This window comes from Anaerobacillus alkalilacustris (genome assembly GCF_001866005.1).
Taxonomy (GTDB): Bacteria; Bacillota; Bacilli; order Bacillales; family Anaerobacillaceae; genus Anaerobacillus; species Anaerobacillus alkalilacustris.
The window spans coordinates 61,630-75,597 of sequence record NZ_MLQR01000027.1 but is presented as its reverse complement, the minus strand read 5'-3'; the positions used below and the strand labels follow the sequence as shown (position 1 = coordinate 75,597).

Genomic DNA, 13,968 nt, shown 5'->3' with positions numbered 1-13,968 from the left:
ATTTCCCTGAGGGTCCGAAAAGTTCAACTTACAAGCAGTAATTGGGAATTATTTACGGTTTGAAGTTAAACTTTACCATATTAACTAATTAAAGGGGCTAAAAACATGAAGATTAGTAGTTTGTTTACATTTAAAGATGAAAGGATGAAAGTATTACATTTAACTTGGATTGCCTTTTTTATTTCCTTCTTCACTTGGTTTAATATGGCTCCTTTAGCGACAACGATGCTAGAAAGTATGGATTGGCTAACGAGAGAACATCTGGCATCCTTAGCTATATTAAACGTGGCACTTACTATTCCGGCAAGGATTGTGATCGGGATATTACTTGACCGTTATGGTCCGAGAAAAGTTTACGCTGGACTATTGCTTGTAATGGCAATTCCGACTTTTGCTTTTGCCTTCGGTAATAGCTGGATGCAATTAATGATTTCACGATTATTAATAAGTAGTATAGGGGCAAGTTTTGTTATTGGAATTAGAATGGTCTCAGAATGGTTTCCGCCAAAGGATATTGGATTTGCTGAAGGAGTTTACGGTGGTTGGGGTAATTTTGGTTCAGCCGTGGCAGCGATGTTGCTTCCGTGGATCGCCTTAACGATGTTTGGTGGTGAAAATGGTTGGCGATATGCAATTGCCTTATCTGGTTTGTTTTGTATTATCTATGCTTTTATTTATTACTTCTCTGTTAAAGATACACCAGACGGTAAAGAGTATATCCGTCCAAAACGAAACGGAGCAATGGAAGTTAGTAGTTGGGGTGACATGGTTCAACTAATCCTTTGGACAATTCCTTTGGGTGGTGCACTTGCAATATTAGCATGGAGATTAGAAGGACTTGGGTTTATCACTAGTACTGCCTTGCACGTTAGTTATGGAGTTATACTTTTAACATTTGTATATCAAGTATATAAAATTCTTCAAGTGAATGTACCGATCTTGAAGAAGGGAGTTCCAAAGGATGATCGTTATAAATTTAAAAATGTAGCGGCCTTGAATACTACTTATTTTGCTAACTTTGGGGCTGAACTAGCGATTGTTTCAATGCTACCGATGTTTTTCCAGTTGACGTTCTCGCTTACACCAACATCGGCAGGTTTAATTGCAGCGTCTTTTGCCTTTATTAATATTGTAGCTCGTCCACTTGGTGGTATTCTATCCGATCGTATGGGAAGCAGAAGAAATACGATGTTGGTATATATGTTTGGGATATCAATTGGCTTAGTGGCAATGGGCTTCATAGACTCAGGTTGGCCTTTAGTTTTAGCTATTTTAATTACTGTTTTAACATCAGTATTTATACAAGGGGCAGAAGGAGCGACGTTTGCGGTTATTCCAATGATCAAAAAAAGGATTACTGGTCAAATTGCTGGAATGGCTGGTGCATACGGGAATGTCGGTTCAACGATTTACTTAACACTTTATACGTTTGTAACACCACAACAGTTTTTCTTCATTTTAGCATCAGGAGCGTTTATTAGCTTTCTCGTTTGTTTCTTCTTTTTAGAAGAGCCAGAAAATGCTTTTGCAGACGATTATTATACGTCATCTGTAGACGAGGATACGAATGCGAAAGAGTCACTCGAAACATATGAAGAGAGAAAGGCTCTTTAATCTGCTATTAATTAACTGAAAATTTTATATTTTCAAACGAAGACGAAGTTAGAAGGTCTTCTGACTATAGAAAAAAGCTGAGTGATACACAGAATTATGCAGGGGGTAAAAATTATGGCAAAAAAACATCTAGTTTTAGTTGGTAATGGTATGGCTGGTGTGCGTTGTATTGAAGAGATTTTGAAATTAGGTGGGAACGAAGAGTTCGAAATCTCAATTTTTGGAGATGAACCCCACGTAAATTACAACCGAATTATGTTGTCGGCAGTGTTGGCTGGGGATACAACGGTGAAAGACATCGAACTAAACAGTTTAGAATGGTATGAGGAAAATAACATCTCATTATATGTAAATGAAAAAGTAACTAGAGTAGATAAAGAAAACCAAGTGCTCTATACAGATAAAGGGAGAGAGACTTCTTATGACCATGTCATTTTAGCGACTGGATCTAATCCTTTTATTCTTCCGGTTCCAGGTGCAGATTTAAAAGGAGTCATTGCTTTTAGAAGTATTGAAGATTGTGAAACGATGATTGATGCTGCGAAAACCTATAAAAAAGCAGTTGTCATTGGTGGGGGGTTACTTGGATTAGAAGCCGCTCGTGGACTATTAAATTTAGGCATGGAAGTCGATGTTGTCCACTTACCAGAATATTTAATGGAAAGGCAGCTTGATGAGGTAGCATCAGGATTATTACGCAAAGAATTAGAACAACAAGGTATGAACTTTTTAATGTCTAAAATGACAACAGAGATTTGTGGTACAGACCGTGTTGAAAAAGTGAAGTTTAAAGATGGAACTGAAACTGAGGCAGACCTTGTTGTCATGGCAGTTGGAATAAAACCGAACATCGCAGTCGCTGTTGAAAGTGGTATTGAAGTGAATCGAGGCATTGTTGTAAATGACTTTTTGCAAACTAGCGCTGAGAATATTTATGCTGTTGGTGAATGTGCCGAGCACCGAAATATGGTTTACGGTCTAGTTGCACCGCTTTGGGAACAAGGAAAGGTACTAGCAAACCACATTACTGGAAAACATCAAGAAGTGGGTTACGAAGGTTCAGTTCTATCAACGAAACTAAAAGTTTCAGGAGTAAATGTATTTTCAGCAGGTGATTTTCTCAATACGCCAGAATCCAAAAGTATTCGTGTGCATGATGAATTTGTTGGTGTATATAAAAAGGTTGTTATTCAAGATAACAAAGTCATCGGTGCCGTATTATATGGGGACACATCTGAAGGAACAAAGTTATTTAACATGATACAGTCCCAGGATGATATTTCAGGATTATCTAGTGTAAACATTATTCAAAATGTCGGTACTGATGATGCAGGCTCTACAACCACATTATCTGATCAAGATACCGTTTGTGGCTGTAATGGGGTAACAAAAGGAGAAATTGTTCGGGCGATTAAAGAAGATGGCTTATGTTCGGTAAATGAGATTAGCAGCTGTACAAACGCTGGTCGTTCTTGTGGATCTTGTAAACCAATTGTTGGTGAGATACTTGCTGAAACGATTGGTTCTGAATTAGCAAGTGCTTCAAATAAAGAAACAATTTGTGGTTGTACAGATTTATCTCATGAGGAAGTAGTAGAAGAAATTCGAGCAAAAGGGTTAACACATACAAGAGAAGTAATGAATGTTCTTGGGTGGAAAACAGAAGATGGATGTTCAAAATGCCGTCCAGCACTAAACTACTATTTAGGGATGGTTCAGCCTACCAATTACCAAGATGAGAGAGAATCTAGATTTGTAAATGAACGTATGCACGCTAATATACAAAAGGACGGTACGTATTCAGTAGTACCTAGAATGTATGGAGGAGTTACTAATCCAGCTGATTTGAGAAAAATTGCTGATGTAGCAGAAAAATATCAAGTGCCATTAGTAAAAGTAACTGGAGGGCAAAGAATTGATTTAATAGGTGTGAAAAAAGAAGATCTACCTGCTGTTTGGGAAGAGTTAGGAATGCCATCTGGTTACGCATATGGGAAGACTTTAAGAACTGTAAAAACATGTGTAGGAGAAAGTTTCTGCCGTTTCGGAACACAAGATTCAATTGGACTTGGAATTGCTCTTGAGAAAAAATTTGAACGATTAAACACACCACATAAAGTAAAAATGGCAGTTTCTGCTTGTCCAAGAAACTGTGCAGAATCAGGAATTAAAGATGTTGGAATTGTTGGAATAGAAGGTGCATGGGAAATTCATGTAGCTGGAAATGGAGGGGCAACCTTAAGAAAAGGAGATTTATTTGCTAAAGTAACAACAACCGAAGAGGTAATAGAGATTACAGCTGCATTCCTCCAATATTATCGCGAAACGGCGAGATATTTGGAAAGAACCTCACATTGGGTTGAACGTGTTGGACTAGAGAATATTAAAGAAAAAATATTAAATGATGACAAGTTCCGCTCAGAGTTGGTAGAAAGAATGGAAGTTACACTATCAACGTTAGTTAAAGATCCATGGGAAGAAATTATTGAAAGTGAAACGTTGAAGGATGAACTGTTTAAAAATAAACGAATTGAAGTTTTGCAATAAGAAAGTGTACCTTTATAAACTTTTGGGGGGATATTCAAATGGAAACTGTTGTGAAAAATAATCGTCAAATTAAGGTTGCAAGTCTATCAGAGCTGCCGGTACAGTTAGGAAAAGAAGTTATCGTAAATGGACATGAAATAGCAATATTTAAGTTAGCTAACGGGAATGTAAAAGCCATAGAGAACAAATGTCCACATAAACAAGGTCCTTTATCTCAAGGGATCGTAAGTGGGGAGTATGTATTTTGCCCACTGCATGATCGGAAATTATCTCTTGAAGATGGAGTTGTTCAAAAACCTGATACGGGATGTGTAAAAACTTTCGAAGTAACGGTTAAGGGAGATGACGTTTTTATTCAACTGTAATAAATAGAGTTAATCGTTAATGTTATCAATAATTGTTGAAAAATAATAAACTAGTAGATTTTCATGTGAAAATCAAGGCGTGGTGGGGATATGTAATTACAAGCTTTTCCACCATGCCTTACCTCAATATAATTAAACATTAATAAGACTAAGATAAATGTAATAAGAGTTTACTAGATGTTAGAGGGAGTGTCTCGTAATGAATAAAGGAAAAGTATATCTAGTTGGGGCTGGACCTGGAGATAAACAACTAATTACAGTGAAAGGGTTACAATGTATTCAGAAGGCCGATGTTATTTTATATGATCGGCTTGTTAATCCATTGTTATTAGAGGAAGCCCCAGTAGGAGTGGAATTAATCTATTGCGGAAAACTTCCTAAACAACATATAGTAAGACAAGAGAAGATTAATGAACTTCTCGTTACGAAAAGTAAACAAGGCAAAACAGTTGTAAGGCTAAAAGGTGGAGATCCAAGCGTATTTGGACGTGTTGGGGAAGAGGCTGAGGTACTTGCACAAAATGAAATTGAATTTGAAATAGTGCCAGGTATTACTTCTGGAATTGCCGCAAGTTCGTACGCCGGTATTCCTGTCACCCATCGAGATTATGCTACCTCTTTTGCGGTTGTAACTGGACATGATAAGTCAAAAGATGGAAAGCCTCATATTGATTGGAAAAGTTTAGCTAATGGAATTGATACGATCGCTTTTTACATGGGAATTGGTAATTTAGACTATATTACAAGTCAACTAATAAGACATGGGAAATCTAAACAAACCCCTGTCATCCTAATCCAATGGGGGACATATGGTCATCAACAAACATTGGAAGGCACACTACAAACAATTAGCCAAAAAGCAGAAGAGGAAAGTTTTCAAAATCCAGCTATTACACTAGTAGGTTCAGTTGTTTCCCTAAGAGAGAAGCTGAAGTGGTTTGAGAAAAAAACTCTTTATGGCAAAAGCATTGTTTTAGCAAGAACAACAGCGGGAGAAGGAGAAGTTGCTCAAAAATTAACAAATCTTGGTGCAGATGTATTTCAATTTCCTCGTTTCGAGTCTCAGTCTTTGCTTTTTGATAAAAGCACGAAGAGAAAATTTCAAAAAGTTACTCATTACAAGCAAATTTTATTTACGTGTCCAAAAAGTGTAGATTTATTTTTTGAAGCACTTTCACTATATGGCATGGATATCCGTTCTATACAAGGAACGTTTTTTGCGAAATCGATAAAAACTGAAAATGCTTTAAAAAAATATGGTTGTACGTCTCAACCTGATTCAGAACTATCATTTTCTAGTAATTTATTAATGATTGGTGGTAAAACAAGTGACCGTGCACCGGTACCACTTAATAGACGTTTGGACTATCTGGCCTTGCATCAAACAAAATTTGTTGAACAGTCGATAGAGACTTTACGCCGACTTGAAGCGGAGAGAATGGTGAATACAGTTATTTTTCCTAGTACAAAATCAGTAGAAGTTTTTATGAATACTTTACAGGAAAATAAAATTAATTCGAAGGAGTATTTCGCTAATAAAACAATCATTACATTTGGTGGAAAATCTTATCAAGCAGCACAAGTTGCGGGCTTGAAAGTTGATGACTGTTTATCAAAGCCTTCTATCGATGAATTAATAAAAACATTAACATCTCAAAAAGTATTGCAGTAAAGGAGCAGTGGTCATTGTGCCAATGCTTTTTTCCTGTTTGAGTTAATAAATAGATGATAGTTTGAATATGGATGAGTGGACGTTGTAATGGACTAGACAGTAAATCTTTGAAACTCGAAGGTGAAATTACGAAAACAAGAAAGTGAGCTAAGTTATAAACGACAAAAAAAGCGCGATCCATAGTCGGATGCACTTTAATTATAAAATTATAATTACACCTTTAATGCTTTTAAATCTAGCTCTGGAACTAACCCTTCTTTTGCAGCACGACCAAGTAATGCTTCGACAGCTGCGAAGCCATCTTTCCCTAAGTTTGCAGAAAATTTATTTACATACAAATCTATATGGGCTTGAGCAACTTCAGGAGATAATTCTTGGGCGTGAAACATGACGTAATCTAAAGAAGCATCGGGATTTTTCCAAGCATATTCTACGGATTGGCGGATCGAGTTAGCCAAAGCATCTAAATCTAATGTGCGACGGGCGATAATTGCTCCAAGTGGAATAGGTAAACCAGTGTCGTTTTCCCACCATTCTCCTAAATCAGTGAGGAGTGACAAATCATATGTTTGATAAGTAAAACGTGCTTCATGAATAACTAAGCCTGCATCAACCGATCCATTGCGAACCGCCGGCATAATCTCATGAAATGGCATGACAACTATTTCTCTTACACCACCAGGCACTTTCTCGGCTGCCCATAATCGAAATAGTAAATATGCTGTTGAGCGTTCACTTGGGACAGCTACCCGTTTACCAGAAAGGACGGAAGGGTCAGAAGAATTATCTTTTGATAAAACTAGAGGACCACAACCACGTCCTAGTGCCCCGCCACAAGGTAGCAAAGCATAATCAGATTGTACCCACGGTAGGGCGGCATAAGATATTTTTAATATATCAAATTCATTTTCTTGTACAGCTAGTTTATTTGTTACATCAATGTCTGCATAAGTAACATCGAACTTAGGGGTTCCTGGAATTAAGCCATGTACTAATGCGTGAAAAATAAAGGTGTCGTTAGGACAAGGTGAAAATACAATCTTCAATTTAGCACCTCCGGTAATATTGAACTTACTTTTTCTAGTGCTTCTAGTGCCTCTTTTATTTTCCAGGCACTTCGATCACGAGGACCAACTGGATTTGAGATCGTCCGAATTTCTAAACAGGGAATGTGAAATTCTTTAGCTGCTGAGGCAACTCCGAACCCTTCCATAGCTTCAGCAGTGGCACCCGAAAATCGCGCAGCTAACTCTTGGGCAGTTTCCTCGGTTCCAGTAACAGTAGATAAAGTAAGAATGGGCCCTGTTTTAACAATCATTCCCGAATTCTTTAATGTATCCGTTACATTAATAACTAATTCCCGGTCTACTGAGACCCGAGAAAAACCAAAACCTAATTCTTCAACCATACTAAACCCATCAACTGTTTGGGCGCCAAGGTCAGCAGCAATGATCTCAGAACTTACTACAACTGAACCAGTTTCTGCTTGATTACGAAAACCACCACCGATACCAGCACTAATTACTACATGAAAATTGGAAGTTGCTAGTGCTTTTGTTGTAGTGATTGCTGCAGCTACTTGTCCGACCCCAGCTACAATAACATCAAACCTACTGTCACCATTTAGTCCACGTAACACAGCTTCTTGTTCAGCTTTAACAGCTGTCATAATTAGTACTTTTCCATTCATAAAATTTCTCCTTCTTCGGAATGATTGGTATGTAGAATTCATCCCACTATAAAGGTATCTTATTTCTTTCCATCATGTAAAGGCTTAAGTCCACAAACATGTCGTCTAAATCTCTTACTTAGTTACAAATTGTTTTTTCGTTGTTTGTTACTGTTTTTTATTCTTTCACCAATGCTACGAATTTCTTTTTCCATTTCCTCAGTTGCCATTTTTCCGGTGAGAAACTTTTCGTGTATTTTTTCCTTCATAACAGCTTTGCTTAACTTATCAAAGTGGTCCAAATTAAAAACATCCTTTCTACTTTTCTATTAATTATGATCTCCAATGTTTTACAAATATAACCAGATGCTGGTAGGTGTTCACTAATAATTTTTACAATTTCGAAAAGTAAACCTTTACATTAAGGAAAAGTACTTAAGTTGTAAAAAAAAATAGAAATATTATTTGGTAGGTCTGCTATAATTAATCACCGGTATAATCAAATTTAATTTTAAACCTGGAGGGTTATAAAATGTTTGGCATATCATCATTGTTATCAGAACCTTTAATACTTATCTTTTTCGTTTTATTTATAGGCTCATTTATTGGGCAGGTAGAGTATAAGGGGATAAATTTGGGAGCTTCAGGAGTATTGCTTTTTGGTATGGTGTTAGGACATTATGGATATCAAATCCCTGCTGTCGTTCAAAATCTAGGATTAAGTTTGTTTATAGTTGCAGTAGGACTGCAAGCTGGACCAAGATTTTTTCGGATGATTAAAAGTAGTGGGTTAGTATTTGGAATTTTAGGATTTTTAATTATTGTTATAGCATGTTTAACGACCATTTTAGTAGGTAAGCTTTTTAATCTTTCGGCACCGTTGACAATTGGTTTGATGACTGGTGCTTTGACAAGTACTCCTGGATTAGCTGCGGCTCTAGAGGCGACCAATGACCCAATTGTGTCAGTAGGTTACGGAATTGCTTATCCTTTTGGAGTAATTGCTGTTGTCCTATTCGTTCAACTGTTTCCGAAAGTTTTAAAAGTTGATTTACGCAAAGATTTACACAAAACTCTCAGTCCTGTTAAACATAAAAGTTCTCTCAAAAAAATGGCTATAGCTATAGAAAAAAATAATATCCATAAAAAAACGTTAAAAGAACTACAATCAATGATTAAGAGTAATGCGGTAATTAGTCGTGTAATTAGGGGAGATCGTAATTTTCTTGGAAGAAATGATACAGTTCTATTAAAGGGGGATGAAATAATTGCTGTGGGTTACCCTGAGGACTTATCTAAATTAGAGGTGGCTGTTGGTTCAGAAGTAACATCTAATGTTAATTTTAGAGAAAACTTAAAGATGCATCGTGTCGTTGTTGATTGCCAAGAAATGATTGGGAAAAATCTACGAGAAATAAAATTACGAGAAAAATATAGTGTTACTGTTACTAGATTAGAAAGAGGAGGATATGAATTTAATCCTAGTTCAAAGTGGCGCTTTGAACGTGGGGATGTACTATCTGTTGTTTGTAGTCCAGAAAGAATTAAAGCAGTACAGGAATTGTTTGGGGCAAAGCAACATCAAGAAGTAAATGTGCATATTTTCTCAATAAGTATCATTTTATTAATCGGTATTCTTGTAGGAATGATTCCTATTCACTTGCCCGGGCTAGGGACTATGACGTTAGGAGTCGCAGGAGGGCCATTATTAGTTGCTATTATTATTGGTCATTTCGGAAAATTAGGACCAATAAAAGCGAGATTTTATCAACCTTCTAATCGAGTTATTAGGGATATTGGTCTTGTGTTATTTTTAGCAGGAGCGGGCACAACTGCTGGTCAAGGTTTAGTGGAAGTCATTGAAAAAGAGGGTTTTGTATTAATTATTGGTGGTGCAATTATTACGATTGTTCCGTTAATTACAGCATTTATTATTGCAAAAAAACTATTTCATTTAAGTATTATCCATTCATTAGGGGCAATTTGTGGTGGAATGACGAGTACACCAGGGTTAGGAGCTTGTAACAATTTGATAGATACAGAGGATCCTGCGATTGCTTATGCTGCGGCTTACCCTATTGCTTTAATTTTTATCTCGATAGCTTCACAACTATTAGTATTGATTTTGTAGGGGAATGAATACTTTCGACAAGTACTTTTCTAATCTAATAAACATTTTGAAGAAGAGTACTCTTATCCAAAATTGGAAACCATAAGAGATATACCGTGAAAAATCAGAAATTTCACGAAATTTAGAGACTATTTTAATTAGTCTCTTATTTTTTTTACAGAAGAATTTATAAAGTTCTAACTTAGAAACTGTCTAGCTTTAGCGCACTCGTTTAATATTTAGAAAAACCAAGTTTTTTTAGGTTTATAAAATATGTTAAAATAATTTAATTAAACGTTATTAGGGGAGTTTTGTTGTATGAAAAAAGCACTCATAGTCATCGTTCAGTTATTTTTTCTTTGGCTCTTAAATGAGTTAGGATATTTTCTAGTGAATACATTCAATTTGCCTATACCGGGAAATGTATTAGGAATGGTAATGTTATTTATTCTTTTATTGACTGGTGTTGTTTCATTAAGATGGGTAGAGGAGGCTTCATCTTTATTAATTAAGCATTTAGCATTCTTTTTTATACCGATTGCAGTTGGATTGATGAGTTTTGGTAGTCTATTTATACAACATGGTATTACTCTAGCTATCATTGTAATTGGCAGTGCTGCTATTGGTATTTATGTTACAGGAATGATATCTCAGACACTAGCAAAGAAGAAGGAAGGTGAAAATGTTGAACATGAGCGTCACCCTATTTAGTATTGCAATTACAGTAGGTGCTTATCTCCTTTCTAGAAAAGTCGGAAAAAGGTATCCATCTCCTTTTACCACTCCTGTTTTTTTTAGTACAACAGTTATTATTGTAGTGTTACTTTCTTTTGGATTAACATTTGAGGATTATACATTAGCAAAAGATATCATGACTTTTTTGTTAGGACCTGCAACAGTTGGCCTTGCCGTCCCTTTATACAAAAATCGTGAAATTATTAAGAAACATAGTGGTCCTGCTTTAGTGGGTATGATTTTAGGTACACTGTCAACGATTTTAGCCGCTGTATTTTTAGCGAAGCTTTTTACGCTTTCTAGCGAGTTGGTAGCTTCATTAAGTGTAAAATCAGTAACAGTGCCAGTTGCGGTGGAAATTTCAATGCTTATTGGGGGTGACCCTGCATTAACAGCGGCATTTGTTGTTGCTACTGGTGTACTCGGAACGATGATAGGTCCGTGGTTAATGAGTGTAACAAAAATTGACCACCCACTTTCAAGAGGTTTATCACTTGGAACGATTTCCCATGGTCAAGGGACTGCACAAGCTGCTGTAGAAGGAGAATTACAAGGTGCCGTAGCTGGAGTAGCTATGGGGTTAGCGGCTATTTTTACCTCTGTCGTTGTTCCGATAATCATTCCGTTATTTATATAAGCCCCTACTGAATACTGTATCTAGTTAATTTTGGGCGTTTGTAACTAGATATAGATTTATGTGGTTCGTATTTATAAATTATGGCATCCTTTTAGTAGAGTGAATTTTAAAAAAATTAAATTTTTTTTAGAAATTTAGTAAGTTTTGGTATTAATTTTATAAGAATTACGTTATGATAATAGTGAAAAGTCTACTAGGGGAGTCCATAATGCTTGGATTGAGAAAAGAATGCGTTAAATTCTTTGACCCTTGGAACCTGATCTGGATGATACCAGCGGAGGGAAGTAGTAAAAACAAGAAGGTTGACAGGAATACGTATATCTTTTGTCGCTTTCTTTGATTTTTCTTACATCCAATCGGGTTCTGTATTCAGAGCCCGATTTTTTATTTTATACTTATAGATTTTACGCCACAATATTGTATCTAGCTGAATAGGTTAATTTTCGATTATGAATTTCAATCTATTAAAAAGTATAAAATTTGGATAATAGTATAGGTGAAGCTAAGGCTTTTACCAATAAAAACTGGTGTATAGCTAAGTTTACTTATAGAAAAATCATTTCCTTTATAGTTGGTGTATCTTCAGTCACAAATTTTAATTTGAGGAGGAAGTTACGTTGTCGATGCAAAAAGAAATGTCTATTGAATTAAAGTCACAATTTGCAGCAAGTAAAAAAGTTTATGTTGAAGGATCAAGAAAGGATATTCAAGTACCTATGAGGGAAATTGAGCTTTCAACGACTACTGGAATTGCAGGGAATTCAGAGAACCCCCCCGTTCGTGTATATGATACGAGTGGTCCTTATACGGATGCGAGCTATGAAGTTGACGTTCGTAAAGGGTTACCCCCAATTCGAAAACAATGGATTTTAGAGCGTAATGATGTGGAGGAGTATGATGGGCGTGAAATAAAACCTGAAGATAATGGTTTTAAAGAAAACGACCCACGCGCAAACCTTGAGTGGTTTCCAAACACAAGTAGCCGACCGCTTTGTGCCAAAGATGGAAAATGTGTGACGCAAATGCATTATGCAAAACAAGGCATTATAACTCCTGAAATGGAGTTTGTAGCGATTAGAGAAAATTTGGATCCAGAATTTGTCCGTGAAGAAATTGCTCGTGGGCGCGCGATCATTCCTAACAATATTAATCACCCAGAAAGTGAGCCGATGATTATTGGACGGAACTTTCATGTGAAAATTAATGCTAATATCGGAAATTCTGCGGTTACTTCGTCAGTTGAAGAAGAAGTAGAAAAAATGACATGGGCAACTCGTTGGGGTACGGATACTATTATGGACTTATCAACGGGTAAAAATATTCATACTACACGGGAGTGGATTATTCGTAATTCCCCAGTACCTGTAGGGACGGTACCTATTTATCAAGCTTTAGAAAAAGTGAATGGGATTGCTGAGGATCTTACTTGGGAAGTGTACCGTGACACGTTAATAGAGCAAGCGGAACAAGGTGTTGATTACTTTACCATTCATGCGGGAGTATTACTTCGCTACATTCCTATGACAGTTAATCGAATGACTGGAATTGTCTCTCGTGGTGGTTCAATATTAGCACAATGGTGTTTAGCACACCACGAAGAAAATTTCTTGTATACTCACTTTGAAGAAATTTGTAAAATTCTTAAAGTGTATGATATTGCTGTTTCCTTAGGAGATGGCTTACGCCCAGGGTCAATTGCTGATGCTAATGATGATGCTCAGTTTGCTGAACTAGAAACATTAGGAGAGTTAACAGAAATTGCTTGGAAACATGATGTTCAAGTTATTATCGAAGGTCCAGGACACGTACCAATGCATAAAATTAAAGAAAATATGGATAAGCAGCTTGAAATTTGTAAAGAGGCACCATTTTATACATTAGGCCCACTTACAACAGATATTGCTCCAGGTTATGATCATATTACATCAGCGATAGGTGCGGCGATGATTGGTTGGTATGGAACGGCCATGTTATGCTATGTAACACCAAAAGAACATTTGGGGTTACCTAATAAAGAAGATGTTCGAGAAGGGGTTATTACTTATAAAATTGCGGCTCACGCAGCTGACTTAGCAAAAGGCCATCCAGGTGCTCAAAAACGAGATGATGCTTTATCAAAAGCACGCTTTGAGTTCCGCTGGCATGATCAATTCAACCTTTCTCTTGATCCAGAACGTGCACGAGAATTCCATGATGAGACTCTTCCAGTAGAAGCAGCTAAAACTGCCCATTTTTGCTCTATGTGTGGACCAAAGTTTTGCTCGATGAGAATTTCTCATGATATTAGAAACTCTGCGAATGAACAAGGAAAATCGGATGCTAAGATCATTGACGAAGGAATGAAGCTTAAAGCAAAGGAGTTCCTCAATGATGGAGCAAAGATCTATAAATAATAGTAACAATATTGAACAGGTAAAAAGAATTAATGCGGAAATTCAAATTCTAGATATGAAAAAGAAGCAGCTACAACATGAGTTAAAAACTATTCAAAATAATTGTTCTCATGATTTTGTTGAAACAGAGTTAATGCGAAAATGTCGCAAATGTAAATGGACGGAAAGTGTTTATTATTAAATATTCTTAATGTTTCTCTAAAATTTTGAGATAGTAACTTTTTTA

General features: G+C 36.5%; 12 protein-coding genes and 1 riboswitch. Of the genes, 9 read left to right on the top strand and 3 right to left on the bottom strand.

Translation table 11 applies throughout. From position 1 onward, the window contains the following. Positions 1-105: 105 nt before the first annotated feature. The 4 genes from BKP37_RS09875 to cobA all read left to right on the top strand — a co-directional run bounded on the left by BKP37_RS09875 (position 106) and on the right by cobA (position 6,198). Positions 106-1,614 (top strand): NarK family nitrate/nitrite MFS transporter, encoded by a 1,509-nt coding sequence (locus tag BKP37_RS09875; protein ID WP_071309443.1) that lies wholly within the window; start codon positions 106-108, stop codon positions 1,612-1,614. A 114-nt stretch (positions 1,615-1,728) separates the two neighbouring features. Beyond that, positions 1,729-4,161 carry a nitrite reductase large subunit NirB gene (nirB, locus tag BKP37_RS09870; protein ID WP_071309442.1) on the top strand — a complete coding sequence of 811 codons (2,433 nt, stop codon included), beginning with the start codon at positions 1,729-1,731 and terminating at the stop codon, positions 4,159-4,161. A gap of 38 nt (positions 4,162-4,199) precedes the next feature. Then, positions 4,200-4,526, top strand: coding sequence for a nitrite reductase small subunit NirD (gene nirD / locus BKP37_RS09865; RefSeq protein WP_071309441.1), 327 nt, complete (start codon positions 4,200-4,202; stop codon positions 4,524-4,526). 199 nt (positions 4,527-4,725) lie between these two features. Then, the gene (gene cobA, locus BKP37_RS09860; RefSeq protein WP_071309440.1) at positions 4,726-6,198 is read left to right on the top strand and encodes a uroporphyrinogen-III C-methyltransferase; all 1,473 of its coding nucleotides are present in this window, start codon (positions 4,726-4,728) and stop codon (positions 6,196-6,198) included. Between the two features lie 212 nt (positions 6,199-6,410). Here the strand turns inward: cobA and BKP37_RS09855 are convergent, their stop codons facing one another. The 3 genes from BKP37_RS09855 to BKP37_RS20105 all read right to left on the bottom strand — a co-directional run bounded on the left by BKP37_RS09855 (position 6,411) and on the right by BKP37_RS20105 (position 8,169). Next, the gene (locus tag BKP37_RS09855; RefSeq protein ID WP_071309439.1) at positions 6,411-7,244 is read right to left on the bottom strand and encodes a 1,4-dihydroxy-6-naphtoate synthase; all 834 of its coding nucleotides are present in this window, start codon (positions 7,242-7,244) and stop codon (positions 6,411-6,413) included. Continuing rightward, the gene (locus tag BKP37_RS09850; RefSeq protein ID WP_071309438.1) at positions 7,241-7,888 is read right to left on the bottom strand and encodes a futalosine hydrolase; all 648 of its coding nucleotides are present in this window, start codon (positions 7,886-7,888) and stop codon (positions 7,241-7,243) included. Before BKP37_RS09850 ends, BKP37_RS09855 begins: the two co-directional genes overlap by 4 nt. A gap of 122 nt (positions 7,889-8,010) precedes the next feature. Next, positions 8,011-8,169: a hypothetical protein gene (locus BKP37_RS20105; protein ID WP_169823127.1), complete on the bottom strand. Its 159-nt coding sequence runs from the start codon at positions 8,167-8,169 to the stop codon at positions 8,011-8,013. A gap of 230 nt (positions 8,170-8,399) precedes the next feature. On the opposite strand from BKP37_RS20105, the gene BKP37_RS09845 reads away from it, so the two are divergent. The 5 genes from BKP37_RS09845 to BKP37_RS09825 all read left to right on the top strand — a co-directional run bounded on the left by BKP37_RS09845 (position 8,400) and on the right by BKP37_RS09825 (position 13,923). Further along, positions 8,400-9,998, top strand: coding sequence for an aspartate:alanine exchanger family transporter (locus BKP37_RS09845; protein ID WP_071309437.1), 1,599 nt, complete (start codon positions 8,400-8,402; stop codon positions 9,996-9,998). Positions 9,999-10,295: 297 nt separating this feature from the next. Beyond that, positions 10,296-10,688, top strand: coding sequence for a CidA/LrgA family protein (locus tag BKP37_RS09840; RefSeq protein WP_071309436.1), 393 nt, complete (start codon positions 10,296-10,298; stop codon positions 10,686-10,688). Next, positions 10,669-11,349, top strand: a complete 681-nt coding sequence (locus BKP37_RS09835) for an LrgB family protein (RefSeq protein WP_211271440.1) — start codon at positions 10,669-10,671, stop codon at positions 11,347-11,349. The genes BKP37_RS09840 and BKP37_RS09835 overlap by 20 nt, the downstream gene beginning before the upstream one ends. A 185-nt stretch (positions 11,350-11,534) precedes the next feature. Continuing rightward, a riboswitch (TPP riboswitch) is annotated at positions 11,535-11,649 on the top strand. A 323-nt stretch (positions 11,650-11,972) separates the two neighbouring features. Further along, positions 11,973-13,742, top strand: a complete 1,770-nt coding sequence (thiC, locus tag BKP37_RS09830) for a phosphomethylpyrimidine synthase ThiC (protein WP_071309537.1) — start codon at positions 11,973-11,975, stop codon at positions 13,740-13,742. Beyond that, a complete protein-coding gene (locus BKP37_RS09825) occupies positions 13,717-13,923 on the top strand; it encodes a hypothetical protein (protein WP_245712493.1) in 207 nt (68 codons plus the stop codon). Before thiC ends, BKP37_RS09825 begins: the two co-directional genes overlap by 26 nt. Positions 13,924-13,968 lie beyond the last annotated feature (45 nt).